At 49.5% G+C, this 21,050-nt stretch carries 24 protein-coding genes; 1 reads left to right on the top strand and 23 read right to left on the bottom strand.

Translation table 11 applies throughout. From position 1 onward, the window contains the following. Positions 1-91: 91 nt before the first annotated feature. From rpsN to rpsL, 18 genes are all read right to left on the bottom strand, one after another. Entirely contained in the window at positions 92-394 is a 303-nt protein-coding gene (gene rpsN, locus KM934_RS07775) for a 30S ribosomal protein S14 (protein ID WP_215760054.1), read from the bottom strand. Positions 395-400: 6 nt separating this feature from the next. Continuing rightward, positions 401-955 (bottom strand): 50S ribosomal protein L5, encoded by a 555-nt coding sequence (gene rplE, locus KM934_RS07770; RefSeq protein WP_215760053.1) that lies wholly within the window; start codon positions 953-955, stop codon positions 401-403. Next, positions 955-1,272, bottom strand: coding sequence for a 50S ribosomal protein L24 (rplX, locus tag KM934_RS07765; RefSeq protein WP_215760052.1), 318 nt, complete (start codon positions 1,270-1,272; stop codon positions 955-957). Before rplX ends, rplE begins: the two co-directional genes overlap by 1 nt. A gap of 21 nt (positions 1,273-1,293) precedes the next feature. Continuing rightward, positions 1,294-1,659, bottom strand: a complete 366-nt coding sequence (gene rplN, locus KM934_RS07760; protein WP_215760051.1) for a 50S ribosomal protein L14 — start codon at positions 1,657-1,659, stop codon at positions 1,294-1,296. Between the two features lie 2 nt (positions 1,660-1,661). Further along, on the bottom strand, positions 1,662-1,919 hold the full coding sequence (gene rpsQ, locus KM934_RS07755; RefSeq protein WP_215760050.1) for a 30S ribosomal protein S17: 258 nt from the start codon (positions 1,917-1,919) through the stop codon (positions 1,662-1,664). An 11-nt stretch (positions 1,920-1,930) separates the two neighbouring features. Then, positions 1,931-2,125, bottom strand: coding sequence for a 50S ribosomal protein L29 (rpmC, locus tag KM934_RS07750; RefSeq protein WP_215760049.1), 195 nt, complete (start codon positions 2,123-2,125; stop codon positions 1,931-1,933). 2 nt (positions 2,126-2,127) lie between these two features. Continuing rightward, on the bottom strand, positions 2,128-2,556 hold the full coding sequence (gene rplP / locus KM934_RS07745; protein ID WP_215760048.1) for a 50S ribosomal protein L16: 429 nt from the start codon (positions 2,554-2,556) through the stop codon (positions 2,128-2,130). Between the two features lie 11 nt (positions 2,557-2,567). Continuing rightward, positions 2,568-3,296: a 30S ribosomal protein S3 gene (gene rpsC, locus KM934_RS07740; protein ID WP_215760047.1), complete on the bottom strand. Its 729-nt coding sequence runs from the start codon at positions 3,294-3,296 to the stop codon at positions 2,568-2,570. 8 nt (positions 3,297-3,304) lie between these two features. Then, positions 3,305-3,709: a 50S ribosomal protein L22 gene (gene rplV, locus KM934_RS07735; protein WP_215760046.1), complete on the bottom strand. Its 405-nt coding sequence runs from the start codon at positions 3,707-3,709 to the stop codon at positions 3,305-3,307. A gap of 31 nt (positions 3,710-3,740) precedes the next feature. Beyond that, positions 3,741-4,010, bottom strand: coding sequence for a 30S ribosomal protein S19 (gene rpsS, locus KM934_RS07730; RefSeq protein WP_215760045.1), 270 nt, complete (start codon positions 4,008-4,010; stop codon positions 3,741-3,743). 20 nt (positions 4,011-4,030) lie between these two features. Further along, the gene (gene rplB / locus KM934_RS07725) at positions 4,031-4,858 is read right to left on the bottom strand and encodes a 50S ribosomal protein L2 (protein ID WP_215760044.1); all 828 of its coding nucleotides are present in this window, start codon (positions 4,856-4,858) and stop codon (positions 4,031-4,033) included. A gap of 8 nt (positions 4,859-4,866) precedes the next feature. Further along, positions 4,867-5,160, bottom strand: coding sequence for a 50S ribosomal protein L23 (gene rplW, locus KM934_RS07720; RefSeq protein ID WP_215760043.1), 294 nt, complete (start codon positions 5,158-5,160; stop codon positions 4,867-4,869). A gap of 18 nt (positions 5,161-5,178) precedes the next feature. Further along, complete coding sequence (rplD, locus tag KM934_RS07715) at positions 5,179-5,808, bottom strand: 50S ribosomal protein L4 (protein WP_215760042.1); 630 nt, start codon at positions 5,806-5,808, stop codon at positions 5,179-5,181. Further along, entirely contained in the window at positions 5,808-6,422 is a 615-nt protein-coding gene (gene rplC, locus KM934_RS07710; protein WP_215760041.1) for a 50S ribosomal protein L3, read from the bottom strand. The genes rplD and rplC overlap by 1 nt, the downstream gene beginning before the upstream one ends. A gap of 393 nt (positions 6,423-6,815) precedes the next feature. After that, positions 6,816-7,121, bottom strand: a complete 306-nt coding sequence (gene rpsJ, locus KM934_RS07705) for a 30S ribosomal protein S10 (RefSeq protein WP_215760040.1) — start codon at positions 7,119-7,121, stop codon at positions 6,816-6,818. Positions 7,122-7,218: 97 nt separating this feature from the next. After that, the gene (gene fusA, locus KM934_RS07700) at positions 7,219-9,324 is read right to left on the bottom strand and encodes an elongation factor G (RefSeq protein ID WP_215760039.1); all 2,106 of its coding nucleotides are present in this window, start codon (positions 9,322-9,324) and stop codon (positions 7,219-7,221) included. 20 nt (positions 9,325-9,344) lie between these two features. Further along, on the bottom strand, positions 9,345-9,821 hold the full coding sequence (rpsG, locus tag KM934_RS07695; protein WP_215760038.1) for a 30S ribosomal protein S7: 477 nt from the start codon (positions 9,819-9,821) through the stop codon (positions 9,345-9,347). Positions 9,822-10,001: 180 nt separating this feature from the next. Next, positions 10,002-10,382, bottom strand: a complete 381-nt coding sequence (gene rpsL, locus KM934_RS07690) for a 30S ribosomal protein S12 (protein ID WP_215760037.1) — start codon at positions 10,380-10,382, stop codon at positions 10,002-10,004. A gap of 665 nt (positions 10,383-11,047) precedes the next feature. Here rpsL and KM934_RS07685 point away from each other — a divergent pair. Then, positions 11,048-12,187 carry an AAA family ATPase gene (locus tag KM934_RS07685; RefSeq protein ID WP_215760036.1) on the top strand — a complete coding sequence of 380 codons (1,140 nt, stop codon included), beginning with the start codon at positions 11,048-11,050 and terminating at the stop codon, positions 12,185-12,187. Positions 12,188-13,010: 823 nt separating this feature from the next. Here the strand turns inward: KM934_RS07685 and KM934_RS07680 are convergent. From KM934_RS07680 to KM934_RS07660, 5 genes are all read right to left on the bottom strand, one after another. Next, positions 13,011-13,328: a DUF3467 domain-containing protein gene (locus KM934_RS07680; RefSeq protein ID WP_215760035.1), complete on the bottom strand. Its 318-nt coding sequence runs from the start codon at positions 13,326-13,328 to the stop codon at positions 13,011-13,013. A 133-nt stretch (positions 13,329-13,461) separates the two neighbouring features. Then, a complete protein-coding gene (locus KM934_RS07675) occupies positions 13,462-14,031 on the bottom strand; it encodes a hypothetical protein (RefSeq protein ID WP_215760034.1) in 570 nt (189 codons plus the stop codon). Between the two features lie 90 nt (positions 14,032-14,121). Then, on the bottom strand, positions 14,122-16,872 hold the full coding sequence (locus KM934_RS07670) for an AAA domain-containing protein (protein WP_252344935.1): 2,751 nt from the start codon (positions 16,870-16,872) through the stop codon (positions 14,122-14,124). A gap of 2 nt (positions 16,873-16,874) precedes the next feature. Then, positions 16,875-20,039: a DUF3427 domain-containing protein gene (locus KM934_RS07665; protein WP_215760033.1), complete on the bottom strand. Its 3,165-nt coding sequence runs from the start codon at positions 20,037-20,039 to the stop codon at positions 16,875-16,877. Positions 20,040-20,041: 2 nt separating this feature from the next. Beyond that, the gene (locus KM934_RS07660; protein ID WP_215760032.1) at positions 20,042-20,806 is read right to left on the bottom strand and encodes an HNH endonuclease; all 765 of its coding nucleotides are present in this window, start codon (positions 20,804-20,806) and stop codon (positions 20,042-20,044) included. Positions 20,807-21,050: the final 244 nt, after the last annotated feature.

The raw sequence follows: 21,050 nt of genomic DNA, 5'->3' as shown, positions 1-21,050 counted from the left end.
AGCAAGTTTTCAATGTGGCCAGTTCCGCGTCCCACAACGGAACTGTCCAACTCATTTTACTGATACATTAAAAACTGTAGCCACCCTTTGTTTACCAACTTGCCTTCTTCACACCGGGGATAAGGCCCTGAGAGGCCATCTCGCGGAACTGAATACGTGACAAACCAAACTGGCGAATGAAACCCTTCGGACGACCGGTGATCTTGCAACGGTTGTGCAGACGAATGGGGTTAGCATTCTTGGGGATGGCCTGAAGCTTGCGTGCAGCCTCATAGGCTTCGGCAGGATCGGTAGCCGTAGCAATGATTTTCTTCAAAGCAGCGCGCTTTTCAGCGTAACGGGCAACCAGCTTTGCACGCTTCACTTCGCGTGCCTTCATTGATTCTTTTGCCATATTCTATTAATCGTTATTAGCATTCTTGAAAGGAAGACCGAAAGCCTTGAGCAACGCGTAACCCTCCTCGTCGGTGGCAGCTGAGGTAACGAATGTGATATTCATACCCTGCAGGCGATCCACCTGGTCGATGTTGATCTCGGGGAAGATGATCTGCTCAGTAACACCGAGCGTATAGTTGCCACGGCCATCAAACTTGCTGTTGATACCCTTGAAGTCGCGGATACGAGGCAGAGCGATACGGATCAACTTCTCGAGGAACTCGTACATACGCTCACGACGCAAAGTAACCATCACTCCGATAGGCATCTTCTTACGAAGCTTGAAGTTAGCGATATCCTTCTTAGAATATGTAGCAACTGCCTTCTGACCGGTGATTGTTGTGATCTCGTTGATAGCGACGTCGACAATCTTCTTGTCCTGTGTAGCATCACCGAGACCCTGGTTGATAACGATCTTCTTCAAGACAGGGATCTGCATTGCTGAAGAATAGTTGAACTGCTTCTGCAGAGCAGGAGCGATCACCTCTTTGTAGTGTTTCTTATACTGTGCTGTATCCATTACTTAATCTCCTCCCCTGACTTTTTAGCGATTCTCTTCACGTTCTTGCCCTCGTGCTCGATGCGAACACGTGTAGCCTTTCCGCTCTTAGGATCAATAAGGCTCAAATTTGAGATATGAATAGCTGCCTCCTGCTTCACGATACCACCCTGAGGGTTCTTTGCTGAAGGCTTGGTGCTCTTTGAGACCATGTTGACACCCTCAACGATGGCACGGTTCTCTTTGACCAGCACTTTGAGCACCTTACCCGTTTTGCCCTTGTCCTGTCCGGCAAGCACCATAACGGTATCATCTTTTCTAATGTGTAACTTACTCATTACTGTAAATGTGTTATATGATTAAAGAACCTCAGGTGCCAAAGAGACAACCTTCATGTTGACGGCGCGCAACTCACGAGCAACGGGGCCGAAGATACGGCTACCGCGCAACTCGCCGGCGTTGTTGAGCAACACACATGCGTTATCGTCGAAACGGATATACGAACCGTCAGCGCGACGGATTTCCTTCTTGGTGCGTACGATCAAAGCCTTCGAGACGGCACCCTTCTTCAAGTCGCTTGAAGGGATGACATTCTGAACAGCAACTACGATCACATCACCAACACTGGCGTAACGACGGCGAGTACCACCGAGTACACGAATGCACTTAGCCTCACGTGCGCCGCTGTTATCACAAACTGTAAGTCTTGATTCCTGCTGTATCATAATTACTTAGCTTTTTCAACGATTTGTACTAATCTCCATCTCTTTGTCTTCGAAAGAGGACGAGTCTCCATGATCTGCACGGTGTCACCCTTGTGTGCCTCATTCTTCTCGTCATGTGCGTGGTATTTCTTCGTCTTCTGAACGAACTTACCATAAATGGGGTGCATCTCCTTGAACTTAGCAGCAATAACAATGGTTTTATCCATCTTGTCGCTAATAACGACACCCTGTCTAACTTTTCTTAAATTTCTTGTTTCCATCTGGACCATTATTATTTGTTAAGTTCTCTCTGACGGAGCACCGTTTTCATACGTGCGATGTCGCGACGTGCAGCCTTAATCAGTGATGGATTCTCGAGCGGAGAGACCTGATGATTGAGCTTTGTGTTTTTCAAAGCTTCCTCAGCCTGCTCCAGCTTCTCGCGCAAGTCCTTGTCGGCGAGTTCTGTAATTTCTTTAATCTTCATAATTAAGCGTTTTTATCGTAATCACGTCTTACCACAAACTTAGTCTTCACAGGGAGCTTCTGCGCAGCGAGGCGAAGAGCCTCCTTAGCGATATCGAAACTCACGCCCTCTACCTCGAAGAGGATGCGACCCGGAGTTACAGGAGCGACCCATCCTGCGGGGTCACCCTTACCTTTACCCATTCGGACGTCGGCAGGCTTGCGAGTGATAGGTTTGTCCGGGAAAATACGGATCCAGACTTGACCCTCACGGTTCATATAACGGTTAACGGCGACACGTGCCGCTTCAATCTGGCGGCTGTCAAGCCATATGGCCTCAAGTGTCTTGATACCGAACGAGCCAAAGGCCAGTGTAGTGCCTCTGTGGGCATTGCCCTTGTTACCACGTCCGTCTTGAGGTCTTCTATATTTTACTCTTTTTGGCTGTAACATTGTAGCTTCTTTTAACGATTATTGTTGTTTCTTCTACGGCCACCGCGGGGACGACGGTCATTAGAGCGACCACCATTCTGCTTCTCCTGAGTGAAGTTAGGCTGCAGATCACGCTTGCCATATACCTCACCGCGGCAGATCCACACCTTGATACCAAGGAGACCCACCTTAGTCAGAGCCTCAGCCTGGCAGTAGTCGATATCAGCGCGGAATGTGTGCAGAGGAGTACGTCCCTCTTTGTACATTTCCTTACGTGCGATTTCAGCACCGTTCAGACGGCCTGAGATCTGCACCTTGATACCCTCGGCACCAGCACGCATAGTGCTCTGGATAGCCATCTTGATAGCGCGACGATAAGCCATCATGTGCTCAATCTGGCTTGCGATGTTCTTACCTACGATAGTAGCGTCGAGCTCAGGCTTCTTAACCTCGAAGATATTGATCTGGATGTCCTTCTTGTAGAGCTTCTTGAGCTCCTCCTTGAGTTTGTCAACATCCTGACCACCCTTACCAATGACGATACCCGGACGAGCGGTGCAAATAGTAATGGTGACGAGCTTGAGTGTACGCTCGATGACGATACGCGAAACACTTGCCTTCTCCAAACGCTTGTTCAGATACTTGCGGATCTTCTGATCCTCAACAAGGTTGTCTCCGAAGTCTTTGCCACCAAACCAATTTGAGTCCCAACCACGGATAATACCCAGACGGTTGCTTATTGGATTAACTTTCTGTCCCATTCTGTCAATTATTTATCGTCGTTAGTTTTGGAATCAACAAACAGCGTTACGTGGTTGCTGCGCTTACGGATGCGATAGCCACGACCCTGCGGTGCTGGTCTCATGCGTTTCATTGTAACACCTTCGTCAACGAAGACCTTGCTGATATAGAGTTCTCCGTCCTCAGCCTTGCGATCGTTCTTGGTTTCCCAGTTAGCGATAGCTGAGCGCAACAGCTTCTCGACGTCAGCAGCAGCGTGCTTCTTCGAGAATCTCAGCACACCGAGTGCGCGGTTTACCTCCATTCCACGGATCATGTCAACGACATAACGCATCTTGCGTGGAGATGAGGGGACTCCGTTGAGCTTAGCGAAGTACAGATTTTTGCGGGCTTCCTTAATTTTCTCAGCCGCGATATGTTTTCTTGCTCCCATTGATAATACTTATTAAAATGGTTTTTCCCGATTACTTCTTGTTGTTACCGGAATGGCCACCAAAACGGCGTGTCTGTGCAAACTCGCCCAGCTTATGACCGACCATATTCTCAGTAATGTAAACAGGGATAAATTTGTTTCCGTTGTGAACTGCAACAGTGTGTCCCACGAAATCGGGGGAGATCATTGATGCTCTGGCCCATGTCTTCACGACACTCTTCTTACCGCTCTCGTTCATTGCGAGAACCTTCTTCTCGAGAGAAACGTTAATGTACGGACCTTTTTTAAGTGAACGACTCATAACTTACTGTAATTTACTTGTTACTTCTTGTTAGCTCTCTCGATGATGTACTTGTTCGAAAGCTTCTTAGGACGACGTGTCTTAAGACCCTTAGCGTAGAGACCCTTACGAGAACGTGGGTGTCCACCAGACTGACGGCCTTCACCACCACCCATGGGGTGATCCACAGGGTTCATAACGACACCGCGGTTGTGAGGACGTCGTCCGAGCCAACGTGAGCGACCTGCCTTACCAGACTGCTCAAGGGCGTGGTCTGAGTTACCTACGCTACCTACAGTAGCCTTACACGTTGAGAGGATCAAACGTGTCTCACCTGAGGGGAGCTTGATGACACAATAGTCACCATCACGAGAAGTCAACTGAGCGAAGTTACCAGCCGAACGAACGAGCAAAGCACCCTGACCGGGACGCAACTCAATGTTGTGAATCACGGTACCCACGGGGATTTTTGCGAGGGGGAGAGCATTTCCCACCTCAGGAGCAGCCTCTGCGCCTGAGAGCACTGTAGCGCCCACCTTGAGTCCATTGGGAGCAATGATGTAACGTTTCTCACCATCTGCATAGAACAGAAGTGCAATGCGAGCTGATCTGTTAGGATCGTACTCGATTGTCTTCACTACAGCAGGAACACCATCTTTCTCTCGCTTGAAGTCGACCAAACGATACTTCTTCTTGTGGCCACCGCCCAAGTAGCGCATGGTCATCTTACCGGTGTTGTTTCGACCGCCGGTTGAACGCTTACCGTAAACGAGAGACTTCTCTGGCACGGATGCAGTAATCTCCTCGAACGTGCCAATAACCTTGTGTCTTGTACCCGGAGTTACCGGGTTAAATTTACGTACTGCCATTTCTTATATTAGATATTGCTGTAAAAATCAATAGTTTCGCCATCCTTCAGTGTGACGACAGCCTTCTTGTAGGCGTTCTTCTGACCTCTAACGAGGCCTGCCTTTGTGTAGCGAGAAGAGCGCTTACCAGCATAACGCATCGTGTTGACGTCAACGACGGTGACATGATACAAAGCCTCGATCTCACCCTTGATTTGGAGCTTATTAGCCTCAGGGCGAACCACGAAACCATAGCGGTTAGGCTTCTTTTCAGTAATCTTGGTCATCTTCTCAGTGACCAGGGGCTTGATGATAAATGCCATAATTCTAAATCTCCTTGTTTACTTGTTTAAGATGGCGTCGATTTGCTGCAGAGAGTCCTCTGTGATAACGAGCACATCGGCATTCAAAACTTTGTACGTATTGATGTCGCCAGCTCTCATCACTTCAGCCTTCTGAATGTTGCGAGCAGACAAATATACGTTTTTATTTATTTCTGGCAAAACAACGAGTGTCTTCTTGCCCTCGACTTTAAGATTTTTAGCAATGTTTAAGAAATCTTTAGTCTTGGGAGCATCCAAGTTGAACTGGTCAACGACGATGATGGCATTCTCCTGTGCCTTATATGCGAGAGCCGACTTACGAGCAAGAACCTTTACCTTCTTGTTCAGTTTGAAACCGTAGTCGCGTGGCTTAGGACCGAACACGCGAGCACCACCAACGAGCACGGGTGAGTTGATATCACCGCGACGTGCGCCGCCGCCGCCCTTCTGGCGACCGAGCTTGCGGGTAGAACCGCTCATTTCGCTTCTTTCCTTCGACTTAGCGGTACCTTGACGCTGGTTAGCCAAATACTGCTTTACATCCAAGTAGATGACATGATCGTTAGGCTCAATTCCGAAGATAGCATCGTTAAGAGTTACCTTCTTACCGGTCTCCTGACCGTTGATATTTAAAACGCTAAGTTCCATTACTTTTCAATTAAAACAGTTGAACCATTGCAACCGGCCACTGAGCCCTTGATGATCAAGAGGTTCTGCTCCGGGATAACCTTTAACACTTTCAGATTCTGTGTAGTGACGCGGTCGCCACCCATCTGGCCACCCATGCGCATGCCCTTGAACACCTTAGCGGGGTATGAACATGCACCGATAGAACCCGGCTTGCGGGCGCGGTCATCCTGACCGTGTGTAGACTGTCCTACACCACCGAAACCATGGCGCTTCACAACACCCTGGAAACCTTTACCCTTAGATGTGCCTACGACGTCAACAAACTCAGCGTCTGCGAACAGCTCCACCGTGATGGTGTCGCCGAGGTTGTACTCCTCGTCAAACTTGAACTCGGCCAAGTGCTTTTTGGGCGTTGTGCCTGCCTTCTTGAAGACACCAGCCATAGGCTTAGTGGTACGGCTTTCCTTAGCCTCGCCATAGCCGAGCTGTACAGCCTTATAGCCATCAGTCTCAACTGTCTTCACCTGCGTGACAACACAAGGACCAGCTTCGATAACAGTGCACGGTACATTCTTACCGTCGGCACTGAAAACGGATGTCATTCCGATTTTTCTTCCAATTAATCCTGGCATTTCAGTTTAGAAATTAAATAATAATATAATGTTATTTTGAATTCTTTTTAAGTGATACCCGCTTTCTCAAACTCACAACACACTTAAAAAGAACCTCTTACTTCTTCTAACCTGAAGGTCAAGTTGCTCTTTGTCAGCGTATTGATAGCCCGCAGCCAGCGCAATACCCACTTTTGCGGGTGCAAAGTTACTACATTTTCTTCTTTCCCACAAGCATTTCCGCATTTTTTTATAATATTTGTTGGGGGAGCCCTCAGATCACCCCCACCCTCCTATTATTATAAGGTGTCATCAAATGTGTGCGGCAACAACGCAAGTTGACATACGAAAACGGAGCGACTCCCTTTTAAGGAATCGCTCCGTAATGTATTTGGTTTAACCCAAAGGCTGTTATCAGACCTTGATCTCCACCTCAACACCTGAGGGAAGCTCAAGCTTCATCAGCGCGTCAACAGTCTGGCCTGTGGCCGAGTAGATGTCGATCAAACGCTTGTAGTTAGACAACTGGAACTGCTCGCGGCTCTTCTTGTTAACGAAGGTTGAACGGTTCACGGTGTAGATGCGCTTGTGAGTAGGCAATGGAATAGGACCGCTCACGATGGCGCCTGTAGCCTTCACAGCCTTGACGATCTGCTCAGCAGACTTGTCAACGAGCTGGTGATCATAGCTCTTCAGCTTAATACGAATTTTCTGACTCATTTTAATGTTCGTAAATAATGATTTGATTATGATTTATTGAAAGAGGTATGCTGCTTAAGAGTCGTTCACTAAGCAGCACCTCCCACAACTTTTTTGTTTATCGCTTCAGATCGGCGAGCACCTGCTCCTGCAGTGTAGCTGACAGCGGAGCGTGGTGATCATACTCCATAGAGCTTGTAGCGCGACCAGAGGTAATAGTACGGAGAGCGGTCACATAACCGAACATCTCTGACAGGGGAACCATGGCCTTCACGATGCGAGCACCGCTGCGAGCCTCTTCCATTCCCTGAACCATACCGCGACGCTTGTTGAGGTCGCCGATCACGTCACCCATGTTCTCCTCAGGAGTAACAACCTCCACCTTCATGATAGGCTCCATGAGCATGGGACCTGCCTTGGCGCAAACGTTCTTGAACGCAGCGTGAGCAGCGAGCTCGAACGAGAGCTGGTCAGAGTCCACAGGGTGGAAGCTACCATCGGTGAGCACAACCTTCATGCCCATGACGGGGAAGCCAGCCAGGATACCATTCTTCATAGAGTCCTTGAAGCCCTTCTGCACAGCAGGGATGAACTCCTTGGGAATGTGACCACCGCTGACCTCGTTTACGAACTGCAGATCGTCGCCCTGGAAGTCCTCGTCCTTCGGACCAACGGTAACGATGATGTCACCGAACTTACCACGACCACCCGACTGCTTCTTGTAAACCTCACGCCAGTTCTCAACGGTCTTCGAGATAGCCTCCTTGTAGTTAACCTGGGGCTTACCCTCGTTGGCCTCAACCTTGAACTCGCGCTTCAGACGGTCGATGATGATGTCGAGGTGAAGCTCACCCATACCAGAGATGATGGTCTGACCACTCTGCTCGTCAGTATGTACGGTGAATGTAGGATCCTCCTCGGCCAGCTTAGCCAAACCATTGTCGAGCTTGGCCACGTCGGCCTGGCTCTTAGGCTCAACGGCGATAGAGATCACAGGATCAGGGAAGGTCATAGACTCCAACACGATGGGATGATCCTCTGAGCAGAGGGTATCACCCGTGCGGATGTCCTTGAAGCCCACTCCAGCTCCGATATCACCAGCGTCGATGCTCTCCATAGGAATCTCTTGGTGAGAGTTCATCTGGAACAGACGGCTGATACGCTCCTTCTTGCCCGAACGGGGGTTGAACACGTATGAACCAGCCACCACCTTACCAGAGTAAACGCGGAAATATACCAGACGGCCCATGAACGGGTCGGTAGCAATCTTAAATGCGAGAGCAGATGTAGGCTCGCTCTCGAGAGGTTTGCGGCTCTCCTCCTCGTTGGTATCGGGGTTTGTACCGATGATAGCGGGAGTGTCCTCAGGAGAGGGCAGGAAAGCACAAGTGTAGTCGAGCAGGGGCTGCACACCCTTGTTCTTATAAGAAGAGCCGAGCAGCATCGGGCAGCACTCCATAGCGATACAACCCTTACGGATGGCAGCCAGAATCTCAGCCTCAGTGATTGTTGAGGGATCTTCCATGTACTTCTCCATCACGTCGTCGTCGTACTCAGCGGCAGCCTCGAGCAACTTGTCGCGCCACTCCTCAGCCTCGTCAACGAGGTCGGCGGGAATGTCTTCCTCCTCATACTCAGCGCCCATGGTCTCATCGTGCCACAGGATAGCCTTCATCTTGATGAGGTCAACTACGCCCTTGAAAGTCTCCTCAGCGCCGATAGGAATCTGGATCACCACAGGGTTAGCGCCCAGGATGTCTCTCATCTGCTGAACAGTCTCAAAGAAGTCAGCGCCTGAACGGTCCATCTTGTTGACGTAACCGATACGGGGCACATTATACTTGTCGGCCTGGCGCCACACTGTCTCAGACTGAGGCTGCACACCGTCGGCAGCAGAGTAAGTAGCGATGGCACCGTCGAGGACACGCAGTGAACGCTCCACCTCAGCGGTAAAGTCGACGTGACCCGGAGTATCGATCAAGTTAATCTTATAAGTCTTGCCACTCCAATTCCAGTTACAGGTGGTTGCAGCGGATGTGATGGTGATACCACGCTCCTGCTCCTGAACCATCCAGTCCATAGTAGCGGCACCGTCGTGCACCTCACCGATTTTATGCGTCTTACCCGTGTAGAACAAAATACGCTCTGAAGTCGTAGTCTTACCGGCATCGATGTGGGCCATGATACCGATGTTACGGGTCAAATGTAAATCGCGGTTTGCCATTGTCTTTTTACCTTATTTAATTAGAAACGGAAATGTGCGAAAGCACGGTTAGCCTCAGCCATACGGTGCATGTCCTCCTTACGCTTGAAGGCACCACCCTGGTTGTTGTAGGCGTCCATAATCTCAGCGGCCAGCTTCTCAGCCATGCTCTTTCCGCCGCGCTTGCGGGCGAAGAGGATCATGTTCTTCATCGACACGCTCTCCTTACGGTCGGGGCGAATCTCTGTAGGCACCTGGAAGGTAGCACCACCGATACGGCGGCTCTTCACCTCCACCTGCGGAGTGATGTTGTCGAGGGCCTGCTTCCAGATCTCCAGGGGAGTCTTCTCCTCCTTGGCAGCCTTCTCCTTCACAATGTCGAGGGCGTTGTAGAAGATGCTGTAAGAGATGCTCTTCTTACCATCGTACATCAGGTGGTTAACAAACTTTGAGACCTTCTGGTCGTTGAAAACTGGATCCGGAAGGATCACACGCTTCTTTGGTTTTGCTTTTCTCATTTTGTTTTAAATAAAATTTTGCATGGGGCTGTCAATGTGTTCTTCAACGCTCACGCTCGGGCATTTACTCAACCTGCTCAACTTCTCCAGCAAAACGAAAAAAATAAATCATCTAAAAGCGTTGAGCCCTTGGCCTCAGGTGACAACCCTCAGCCCTCGGCTCTCCGCATTGTCTTTTTTTTACTTCTTACCCTTAGGACGCTTAGCACCATACTTTGAACGGCGCTGCGTACGGTTGGCCACACCAGCGGTATCGAGTGTACCGCGAACGATGTGATAACGCACACCAGGGAGGTCCTTCACACGACCACCGCGAACGAGCACAATTGAGTGCTCCTGCAGGTTGTGACCCTCTCCGGGGATGTAAGAGTTGACCTCCTTCTGGTTGGTCAAACGAACACGAGCCACCTTACGCATGGCTGAGTTAGGCTTCTTAGGAGTGGTTGTGTACACACGAACGCAGACACCACGACGCTGAGGACAGTTATCCAAAGCCGGCGACTTGCTCTTGTCAGCAACGTCTCTTCTGCCCTTACGTACTAATTGTGAAATAGTAGGCATAATTGTAATTTTTTTAAATTTATATATTTATTTTGTTTATTGTCAACGCTCTAAAAGGGCCCTCGCCGTATGACATTCTTGCTATACGGGTACAATGAACCCATTTCGGGGTGCAAAGGTACGAAGAATTGTTGAAAACGCGATATATAAGGAGGTTCTAATTTTTATAGGAATAATAATCTTAATACTTATTAACCCTTGTTGACGATATTTAATCGCGCTTTTGGCTTAGGCGCGCACCTTATTATATAATGTGGAGGAGGCTTATAATGCGGAATGTGGAATTGGCCATGCGGCTTGCTTTTATCAAAGAACACGAGACACGGCGAAGCCCCACTGACCGAAGGGAGAAATCTGTGCAAATCGGTGGGATCTGTGGGAGTAAAAACCAAGCGCTCAATGCGCTTGAAAAGACAAGTGGGAGAAAGCGTCCACGGATCGCAAATGCCATGCGGGGTGTTTTTATCAAAGAACACGAGTCACCCATGAGGCCAGCGCCGTAGGCGGCAGACGCTTGATAGATAGCGGAATGGCGTGGATGAAAAACACGGGGCACGCAAAAAAAAGGAGATTTTAGGGCACAATCGTTCTTTATTGCGATTATAATTATTATCTTTGCAATAAAACCTGAAAGAACAGTATTCTACATCAAAACACGACATATTATGGACAGATACGCAATACCCAACCCCTTTGTCGTGGGAAGATACATTTCGCCCCACTACTTCTGCGACCGACAAAAGGAAACCAACTTTCTGATGAAGCAGATCGACAATGGACGCAACGTGGCTCTCATCTCACCACGTCGCATGGGTAAGACGGGTCTCATCAACCATTGCTTTCAGCAGCACTCATTTGCTGAGCGTTACCACACCTTCTTTGTTGACATCTATGCCACAACATCGTTAGCGGAGCTGGTTTATCTCCTCGGCAAAGCCATCTATGAGGAGCTCAAGCCTAAGGGCCGCCAGTGGACGGAGCGTTTCTTTCAAGTGATCGGTTCGCTGCGCATGGGATTCAAGCTTGACGCCATGACAGGCGAACCCTCGTTCGACATTGGATTGGGCGACATCCAGACGCCGCAAACCACGCTCGACGAGATATTCGAATACTTAGAATCGGCTGAACGCCCGTGCGTGGTGGCCATAGACGAGTTTCAACAGATCGGCAACTACGAAGAGAAGAACGTAGAGGCGTTGCTTCGCACCAAAATACAACAATGCCACAACACTCTGTTTGTGTTTGCCGGAAGCGAACGGCATGTCATGAACAACATGTTCAACTCTTCATCGAAGCCATTCTACCAAAGCGCCATCAGCATGGGGCTCGCCCCCATCCCACTCGAGGCATACACCGATTTCTGCCAAAGCCTCTTCGAGGAGCGTGGCAAACAAATCGAGAAAGACGTGGTGGCGCATGTGTATGCACAGTTTGAGGGTTGCACATGGTTCATGCAGATGCTCATGAACGAACTCTTTGCACTCACGGCCCCCAACGAGGTTTGCAGCACCACAGTGTTTCCCATTGCCGCCAATAACGTGATCACAACCCAAGAAGAAACCTACAAGTATCTTCTATCCAACCTTGCACCCAAACAAAAGATGGTGCTCCAAGCCATTGCGCGCGAGGGCAAAGCGAGAAACGTGACATCGGCGGCGTTTATGAGAAAATACAACCTGCCATCAGCCAGTTCGGTGCAGGCGGCCATCAAGGGTCTCCTCAAGAACGACATCATCACGCAAGAAGACGATGCCTACCAGGTGTACGACTACTTCTTTTCCACCTGGCTGGCGAAGGACTATTAGCGCGACCGCCTTTTGAGAATGTGGAATGAGGAAGGTTGAATGGCCATGCGGCTTGCTTTTATCAAAGAACTCGAGACTCGGCGAAGCCCCACCGACCGAAGGGAAGTAATTTCACCGATGCGCACGGATGGGTCTTTTCACTAATCGGCACGGATTCTTTCTCATACGGAACGCAACGCATCTGTGCAAATCGGGGAGATCTGTGGGAGTAACCTAAGCGCTCAATGCGCTTGAAAAAGCAAGTGGGAGAACACGCCCACAGATCGCACAGATCGACACAGAAGAGAAACACCATCGGTGTTTGTATATTAAGAACACGAGACTCGGCGTAGCCCCACCGACCAACGGGAGGTAATCTCAGCGAATCTATCGAGACTCGGCGAAGCCCCACTGACCAAAGGGAAGTAATGACTACTGAAAGGAAACACCTCTGGTGTTTATTATCTCACGAGATTTGTCGTAGACCCACCGACCAACGGGAGGTAATCTATCGAGACACGGCGAAGCCCCACTGACCGAAGGGAGAAATCTGTGGAAATCGGCGGGATCTGTGGGAGTAAAAACTAAGCGCTCAATGCGCTTGAAAAGACAAGTTTCACCGATGCGCACGGATTCCTTCGCATGCGGAACGCAACGCATCAGTGCAAATCGGCGAGATCTGTGGGCGTAACCTAAGCGCTCAATGCGTTTGAAAAGACAAGTGGGAGAACACGCCCACGGATCGCAGAGATCGGCGCAGATGGCAGTTGGGATGATGGGTAAAATCAAAAAAGGCCCCTTCCGCAGTGTGCAGAAGGGGCTAATCGTTGGGGTTGCGAGCCGATTAGGCCTTACCCGTGCCGAAAGGCATGGCGGTGAGGCCACCCTGGGGAGCGGGAGCCTGGGGAAGCTTAATCTCACCAAACTCCTTCTCGTAGCGTGCGATGTTCTCCTGCAGGGCGTAGAGCAAGCGCTTGGCGTGCTCGGGAGCCATGATCACACGGCTGAAGATCTGCGGGGGAGCGATGGGGAGCATGTGCGCGAAGTCGATCACAAACTCACTGCTTGAGTGGTTGATCATCGCCAGGTTCGAGTACTCACCCTGCGCCACTTCGGGGCGCAGCTCTATTTTCACTTGATTTTGATTGTTGTTGTCTGCCATACAGCAATAAAAGGTTTCTAAAAGGTTTCTAATGTTTATTATCTCACTGCAAATTTAATCAAATCATAGCTTACAGCCAAACATTTCTCACATTATTTGGCCTCCACCCCCACCCCACCGTCACCGTGCGACGTTACGCCACGAGCGCTATCATCGGCAGAGCCATCATCAGTTGGGCGAGGTTAGGCATCGACTTGGTCGGCTGGTTCGTCAGATACTCGTTGATGAGCACCACGCGCAGCATGGCCCGTGCGTCCTCGTTCTGCAACACGGCAAACAGTCCGTTGTCCATCTCAGCGTAAGCAAAGGCGGCGCGCATCGCCGCCACCGAGTAGCTACCCTTCGGCAGCTCCTTCCTGTCGGCCTTGTCCTTGAGCCAAGGTCGCTGCTCCGCCGCCATCATCGCCTCCACGTCGTGCGCCCCCACCAGTCTCCAGAATGGCTCGTGCTGCATGTGAAAGAACGGCTTCGTGATGTCGGGCGTAAAGATAGCCGACTGCCCCAGGTATCTCCGCCACACCTCCCGAAACCGCTTCACCAACTCATCCGTCAGTTCGATCTGTGGACACCTTATCACGTTGCTCTCCACCAAATCTATGATAGCCAGCAACAGCACCGCCTTATGCGGCGCCTTCCGCCCCTTCACCTTCGCCGTGTGGAGATGCGAAAAAGCCTCAACGTATTCTTTAACCTGTAACGCCATTAAATGATGTTCTATATTGTTTAAGTTCTTTGCCAAGCACAAGATAGACTAACGTGATGTCTCTTTTTATCTAAACTTACGACAACAACTCTATATCAGAGTATTCAACAATTCCACAACCTTGGTTCGTTCACCACTACCCTTAGTAGAAAGCCTCAACAAAGGCAAACCATAATTGGAAAGTATATGATCTTTCATCAAGTCACGACGATGTTGATCCGTTTCTTCGTTATGGTATGAATACCCGTCCGTTTCTATAGCAACTACAGGTTGCTTGCTTACTCGATTAATGATAAGAAAATCCAAATGCGTATTATAGTTCCCCGCATACTTCAATTCGTCTTCATTCATCAGCGAAGTATCCTTAACAACTTCACGTAAGGGAATATGGCACAACACATTTAAGACCTTAAAACGAGGATCCGACGCGACAACATTAACGAGCATGTTGTAAGTCAAATTTTCAGAAGCAAACTCCGATATTTGCGGATGAGATTTGAGAAATGCCATTCGCTGCTCCGTGTATTGTTCATACAAATAGTCGAATATAGAAGCCAACTTGCTTTCCGTTACTGTGCAATTATTATACGCTATATAGTCTAATAAATCAGTAATGTTACCGTGCTTCTCTTGTTCGTTGCCAGTCATTACCAAGCAGAACTTTTTCTTTGCTCTCGACACCGCAACATTCAACATATTGGGGTCATCAGCAAACTCTGTAATTTGATTGTCTACCACGCTCATAATGATAGCGTCGTTCTCACGACCTTGATACTTATGAATGGTTCCAGCTTTTACTCTATCCAACTGATTGTTGAATGCATCCACCTGATTGTTATATGGCGTTACTATTCCTATGCTGTCGAAGTCTTTCAATTTCGGCAGCACTTCCTCTTTCACCACATCTATCTCACGCTGATTATAGTGGTTTACGGCATGATTACCCTTCACCGTCCTTATAGCACTCAACACGTCATTCTCGCCCTTATCCTCTGTCATAATGAGCAAGTTTCCTCCATAGAATTTCTGATTACAGAAATTAATTATACGAGGATGACAACGATAATGCTCTCTAAGCAAAGTTTCAGGAACATCCATGATCACATCCAAAACAGATTGCAAGAAACTGTTCTTTGCGCAATCATATCCTTGGGAGATATTGTATTGCCTCATGATAACATTGAGTTTTTCCCGATCTTCATCTGTTACCACATTTGGAAGCTGCAAAGTGTCTCCTACAATAACAGCATTCCTTGCACACGTCAAAGCCAACGCACCTGTATCAATCGACACTTGCGAAGCCTCATCCATAATAATATAATCATACGGCTTATCTGTGAAAATGCAGGAGCGAGCAGAGAACGTAGTGCTAAGAACAACTGGATATTGCTTCATAAATTCCTCACCGCACCTTCTCAACTCATTGACGGTAGCAAAATTTAGGCGTTTATGTTTCTTATAGTGTTCAGATAAAGAGGACTTGAACAATGACATCGAAAGCTCCGTCAGAGCATTGACCAATTTCTTTGCATCATACGAGGATAACTCTTTTTCTACAGAACCGATTCGCTTTTTTATCTCTATTTGCCTGTTCAGATAATATAACATCTGAAGTTCTTTAACGAGTGGGCCAAAATTATTCTTGTCAACCTTGTTTTCGACATGAAGGCGATGCTTGCACAACCATTCCATCCACCACGTTCTGATCTGCTCTATCCATCTTGAAAAGAAGTTTGTCGGCTCAGGTTTTTCTCCATTGGCATATACTTGGTAGTTCAGCCACAACCTCATAATGCTCTTAGAGCTTACGCGGTGCGGGGTCTTCACACTTTCGCCTATGCCATTATCCATGCAAAAATGTTTCCACTCCAACCCTACTGCTTGTTGCTCCTGCAAAAGCTTAGCCCGCTCATTTTGCAAAGCGAACACTTTGTCAAGACGTTGCAATGTGGTGTGCAACATCTGACTCTTACTAATTATTTCATAAAAAGGCAGTTCCCAAGAGAAGCATTCCGTAGGAACAAGCGGTTGATTAGCTATAAATTTCTCCTTATTCTCCCTGCTTCCAAGTGGCGCAACAATGAAAGACGTGCCATACTTCTCCAACTTTTCCTGCACATTAGCCGTTGCAGAATTATTGTTTGACACAACCAGAACCGTTTTTCCCTGTCGGACAATATTGGCTATGATGTTCAAGATTGTCTGCGTCTTACCTGTTCCTGGAGGTCCTTGTATAACACTCATCTGATGCTTAAAAGCAGCAGCCACAGCAGTCTTTTGACTCGCATTGCATCCAAAAGGATAAATCAAGTCAGAACAATTCAGAGTCTTAGGTTTATATTTGTTAGGATTTAGATAGCAGGCAGCAGCCGTTTCCGAATCCACGAAGTCCACTTTGTCATACATGTCCGCCAAAATGCCATCGCTGTCCTTGTCCTTTCCTAATGGATTGACGAAAGCCACGTGCCTTAGGTAAGCAAACGTATTCTTGCTTGTCTTATCAGAAAGACAAGACGTACATACCCTTATCTTGGCACTATCTCCTTCAAAAGCATGACCATCAGTTAGGATAACTCGCCAAAAGCATTCACCACCGCTTGCAAACTTCCAAATCTCCCGTACATTATATTTCAATGAGCGACCAACAAACACCTTGGAATACATAGGGTCAATCCATTCGGAATCGCTAAGCCACGACACCTTGTCATTGCCGTAATTATAATACTTAGCACTGTTCTTAAACCGCACACGATATCCTTTCGACCCAATTTTCCGAATTGTATCGACTGCTAAAGTCTTAGGTTCTCCGTTTAATAGTAATAATTGACGTGTTAAATCCATTTCTATCCGATTGCTTTATATTGGCTGGCGAAGGCATAGGTGGCTTCCGACATAGGGGTGTTGAGGTGCCATACGATTTGCATGGGCTTTGAGCCTTCCATGCTTTTCATTGTGACCTGACCGAGGTAGGTGAAGCCCATGCGGCAACCGTAGTCAGGATGCTCGGCTTGCTGCCTGACGAACAAGAGCATGTTGTTATCGCCGTTACGGTAAGCCTCAGCCTCACGACTTCCCTCGCGCACCCGGTTCTGTGTTTCCCAATGGAAGAACTCGCGGTTTTGTGCGTAGTCTTGATAGGCCGTGAGCGATCCTTCCTCGCGTTTCTTGATGATGTCCACATACATGGCTTCCAACTGGATGCTCTTCAAGCGCTCCACTCCCTCGCGCGAGGGCGACTTGCGCTCAAGGGTGGAGAGGCCCAGGGCGGCCTGTATCTGCGCCTTAGTGTAGACACCGTGCAAGCGAAGCGGACTCCAGTCTTTATAAACCGAATTGTCGGCTTTCTCAGGTGCTGAGCAACGGTCGCGCAGATAGGCGACGACCTCCTTAAATTCTTCCACAAACAACGTGTCGGAGGCCAAGTCACGGAACATATCGTTAAGGCTTGCGTATTGACCTGCCGCATCGTACAAGTCGTAATAGAGCATCACGGCGCAACGGCGTTGCTGCTCCGAGAACGCTGTGGTGTCGCACGCGAAGCCATGCTCCGCAAACCGCAACAACTGCGAGAAATAAGAGAAAGAGTCGGTGGCCAACCATTTCTTGGTGACGGCAAACTTCAGTTGGGCAGCATGTGCCGACACCTCCTTGCGCACGCCAGCCAACTGGCACAGCTCGCCCCACGTCAAACTGCCGTAGAGCTTATGGAATGGCACATGACTATAATTCAAGAATCCTTTCATCGAGAAAGCACCCTTGCACACCTCATGATAGGCGGCTATCTCCTTAACGATACGGTTACGGTTCAGGCTGCGCAGATAACCGTCGATGTTGGCAATAATCTCTTCCTTGGCTTTCTCCTCAAGGCTAATCTTACAACCGAATGGGGCGTTGGTGAAGCCACCCTCTATCTCGTCCTTGATGTTGCGCGAATGGCGACCTATCAACGACTCGAAACGCTCCTTATAGCTAAACTCGGCACGCGAGTGACCCACAAAGTCGAGCACGGTCAGGTGGTCCTTGCCTTGATGCAGTCGCAAGCCACGCCCAAACTGTTGTAGGAACACCGTGGCACTCTCGGTGGGACGGAGGAAGAGAATGGTGTCGATCTCTGGAATGTCGACACCCTCATTGAACAGGTCGACAACGAAAAGGTAGTTGATCTCTCCCTTCTGCAATCGTTTCCTCACCAAGGCGCGATGACGGGCATCGTCGTCGCTCGTCAGCACGTCTGTCCGCAATCCCGCCAACGTAAACTTGGCGTTCATAAACGTGGCATGCTTCTTATCAACACAGAAACAGAGGGCACGCACCTTATTCAGCCTACTGTTGCCTATGTATTGCTGCATCTTCTTCAGGATGAGCCCTGTGCGGAAATCGTTCTGCGTGTAGATACGCGAGAGCTCCGCCACATCGTAGCCGTGCCCACTCCATTTCACCTCCGACAGGTCCACATTGTCGGGTATGCCGTAATAATGGAAAGGGGCGAGCAGCCCAGCGTTCAAAGCGGCGGGCAATCGTATCTCGGCTGAGATATGTCCATCGAAGAAGGTGGTGATGTCCTCTTGCTCATTGGTACGCTCCGGCGTGGCCGTCAGACCCAGGAGAATTTTCGGCTTGAAGCAAGTCATGAGCTTGACATAGGTGGGGGCCACAATATGGTGCACCTCATCGACCACCATATAGTCGTAATAGTCTTCCGTGAGCGACAAGTGGTCGATACGGTTGCGCAACGTGTCCTTGCTGGCAAACACATGCTGGTAACTCGACGGCTCATTGTTGCCATCCCACAAACTTCCGAAGTTGGGATCTTCGAGCACAATGCGGAAGGTCTGCATGGCTTGGCGCAATATCTCCTGCCGATGGGCGATAAAGAGGAAATGGCAATCGGGATGCGCCTCGCGATAGCGCTTGAAGTCGAAGGCGGCAATAACCGTCTTACCTGTTCCCGTGGCGGCCACCACGAGGTTGTGGTAATGGCCGTGCACATGGCGCTCCACATCCAACTTCTCCAATATCTCCTGTTGGTAATCCTTGGCACGCATGAGGTCGAGGGCCGAGAAGTCGAGCAACGGCGTTTCCCAATCGGCGCCCAACGCTCGCTTCAACCGCTCATCGCTCACTCCAGAAATAAAGTCCTCGAACGTGTCGTCGCACCAATAAGCCTCAAACGAGTTGCGCACCTCCTCAATGACCTGTGGCAACTCAAACTGCGTGGCTTTGAAGTTCCACTCCTTGCCATCCTTCAGGGCGTAACACGAGAGGTTGCTGGAGCCAATATAGGCGGTATGGAAGCCCGAGTTGCGAAGGAAAATATACGACTTGGCATGCAAGCGGTCTTGCGTGCCGTCGTAGGATATCTTAATCTCCGTGTTGGGCAACGTAGCCAGTCGGGCTATGGCGTCGTAGTCGGTTGCTCCCGTGTAGGTGGTGGTAATGATACGGAGGCGCTTGCCCTCGCTTGTGAATTTCCTCAGACTGTCCCAAAGCAGGTTCAGTCCACTTGTCTTGATGAACGACACCACCCAGCATATCTCGTCGGCACAGAGTATCTCGCGGTTCAGCTCGCTCTCCATATCGGTAGGCCCTCGCCCACCAAAGAACAGGGCACTACGGCTGAGCGTGGTGATGGGTGTGATGGCTTTCAGGTGAGCCTCAATGTCGGGATACTCGCAATTGGTGCGATCGATCACAGCCGTGAGGATGCTCTTCTGCGCATCAATCAGGTCGAGCTCCGTATCGTCCACCCGAAATTCACGGCCCAAGGTCTTGATCACCGAATTGATGAAATCGGTATAGGTTTGGGCACCGTCGTCCTCGGGAGCGCCAATGAAAGCCACTTCGATAAGATGCTGTAGATACTTGCTCAGGATATGCACCGCGTCGTCTTTCGATATGGCTTTCTTGCCAATGAAGAAACGTTCCGTGTCTACCCTGTCCAACTTCAAGCGGAACAGACGGTTGATGATCTGTTCATAAACACCAGTTTGGATATTCGTGTCTTGCATCGTTATCTGATATAAATGTTCTCGGCATGATACTGTAGGAATGTGCCATTGGGCTGATGCTCTTCGGGAAGGATGATCTTTCGGTTCGCAATCTTTCCGAAATGCTCAGCGTAGGTGGCTTGGGTAAGAGTGTCGCGCAATGAGGGCGACACCATTACAGTATAGTCGTCAGGCCGTATAGTGATGAGTCCTTGGTCGAAGGCTCGGTCGTAGAGCGAGGAAAGGCAGATGCCGTTTTCGGGATTCAGGCGTGTGTCCTTGCGTTCTGCCCAAGGAATGATATGACTGGCAACCAACAGGCGCGAGTCGTTGATGCCAGTGATGGCGCATTGCTCGTTGTAGTTGTTGAGTATCATCGTGCGGAACACGTTCTGGTTGACCCTTTGGCGAACCACCGCTTCTCTGGTCTTGCCTTCCAAATCGGTTGTGGTGATGCCCAACGATTGCTCAATGGATTGTTGCTGGAGGCGTGCGCGTATCTCGGCGGCCTCCTTGAAGAGTCGTTCCTTGTTGTTGGCATATTCTTCCCAAACGGGCATGCAGGTCTTGGCACCGCTCGCCATGCCGTGGCGCCCTGTGGCAAGGATGTAAGGGTCGCAGGCAGCGAAGTTCACCAGGCGGAGAGCCGCCGAGTTTTCGCCACGTCCCAGCAGTCGGCCAAGCTCTCTCACCTCAGGCGTGTTGCGGTTCAAACGCCCAAAGGGTAATTGGAAATAGAGAGCTAAGGCAAGCACCAGTTCATCGTGTGTCCACAGGTTTCTTTGCATGTCTCAAAGTTACAGCGTTTTTCTCAAACGAGGGACAATTACGACGGGATTTTGCGAAAAAGTGGGCAAAAATGTTTGTGGGGAGACGGGTAAGCGGCGTAGGACGCGCTTGTGGGTGGGACAAGCGGGAGGGAGGGGTGTCGTGGTTTTTGGTTAAAAAGTTGTGCGGGATTTTTGGATGAGATAGAGAACAATAGTTCGTTAAAATTTGAGATAAAGGCTAAGCAGTTTTACGCTGCCAGCC

Source organism: Hallella faecis (assembly GCF_018789675.1).
Taxonomy (GTDB): Bacteria; Bacteroidota; Bacteroidia; order Bacteroidales; family Bacteroidaceae; genus Prevotella; species Prevotella faecis.
Note: the sequence above shows the minus strand (reverse complement) of the source record. Positions and strands in the feature narration are given on the sequence as shown.

Excerpts from the sequence above, each read along its gene's own strand:
- rpsN (WP_215760054.1), bottom strand. The coding sequence starts at position 394 with ATGGCAAAAGAATCAATGAAGGCACGCGAAGTGAAGCGTGCAAAGCTG.
- rplE (WP_215760053.1), bottom strand. The coding sequence starts at position 955 with ATGGATACAGCACAGTATAAGAAACACTACAAAGAGGTGATCGCTCCT.
- rplX (WP_215760052.1), bottom strand. The coding sequence starts at position 1,272 with ATGAGTAAGTTACACATTAGAAAAGATGATACCGTTATGGTGCTTGCC.
- rplN (WP_215760051.1), bottom strand. The coding sequence starts at position 1,659 with ATGATACAGCAGGAATCAAGACTTACAGTTTGTGATAACAGCGGCGCA.
- rpsQ (WP_215760050.1), bottom strand. The coding sequence starts at position 1,919 with ATGGAAACAAGAAATTTAAGAAAAGTTAGACAGGGTGTCGTTATTAGC.
- rpmC (WP_215760049.1), bottom strand. The coding sequence starts at position 2,125 with ATGAAGATTAAAGAAATTACAGAACTCGCCGACAAGGACTTGCGCGAG.
- rplP (WP_215760048.1), bottom strand. The coding sequence starts at position 2,556 with ATGTTACAGCCAAAAAGAGTAAAATATAGAAGACCTCAAGACGGACGT.
- rpsC (WP_215760047.1), bottom strand. The coding sequence starts at position 3,296 with ATGGGACAGAAAGTTAATCCAATAAGCAACCGTCTGGGTATTATCCGT.
- rplV (WP_215760046.1), bottom strand. The coding sequence starts at position 3,709 with ATGGGAGCAAGAAAACATATCGCGGCTGAGAAAATTAAGGAAGCCCGC.
- rpsS (WP_215760045.1), bottom strand. The coding sequence starts at position 4,010 with ATGAGTCGTTCACTTAAAAAAGGTCCGTACATTAACGTTTCTCTCGAG.
- rplB (WP_215760044.1), bottom strand. The coding sequence starts at position 4,858 with ATGGCAGTACGTAAATTTAACCCGGTAACTCCGGGTACAAGACACAAG.
- rplW (WP_215760043.1), bottom strand. The coding sequence starts at position 5,160 with ATGGCATTTATCATCAAGCCCCTGGTCACTGAGAAGATGACCAAGATT.
- rplD (WP_215760042.1), bottom strand. The coding sequence starts at position 5,808 with ATGGAACTTAGCGTTTTAAATATCAACGGTCAGGAGACCGGTAAGAAG.
- rplC (WP_215760041.1), bottom strand. The coding sequence starts at position 6,422 with ATGCCAGGATTAATTGGAAGAAAAATCGGAATGACATCCGTTTTCAGT.
- rpsJ (WP_215760040.1), bottom strand. The coding sequence starts at position 7,121 with ATGAGTCAGAAAATTCGTATTAAGCTGAAGAGCTATGATCACCAGCTC.
- fusA (WP_215760039.1), bottom strand. The coding sequence starts at position 9,324 with ATGGCAAACCGCGATTTACATTTGACCCGTAACATCGGTATCATGGCC.
- rpsG (WP_215760038.1), bottom strand. The coding sequence starts at position 9,821 with ATGAGAAAAGCAAAACCAAAGAAGCGTGTGATCCTTCCGGATCCAGTT.
- rpsL (WP_215760037.1), bottom strand. The coding sequence starts at position 10,382 with ATGCCTACTATTTCACAATTAGTACGTAAGGGCAGAAGAGACGTTGCT.
- KM934_RS07685 (WP_215760036.1), top strand. The coding sequence starts at position 11,048 with ATGGACAGATACGCAATACCCAACCCCTTTGTCGTGGGAAGATACATT.
- KM934_RS07680 (WP_215760035.1), bottom strand. The coding sequence starts at position 13,328 with ATGGCAGACAACAACAATCAAAATCAAGTGAAAATAGAGCTGCGCCCC.
- KM934_RS07675 (WP_215760034.1), bottom strand. The coding sequence starts at position 14,031 with ATGGCGTTACAGGTTAAAGAATACGTTGAGGCTTTTTCGCATCTCCAC.
- KM934_RS07670 (WP_252344935.1), bottom strand. The coding sequence starts at position 16,872 with ATGGATTTAACACGTCAATTATTACTATTAAACGGAGAACCTAAGACT.
- KM934_RS07665 (WP_215760033.1), bottom strand. The coding sequence starts at position 20,039 with ATGCAAGACACGAATATCCAAACTGGTGTTTATGAACAGATCATCAAC.
- KM934_RS07660 (WP_215760032.1), bottom strand. The coding sequence starts at position 20,806 with ATGCAAAGAAACCTGTGGACACACGATGAACTGGTGCTTGCCTTAGCT.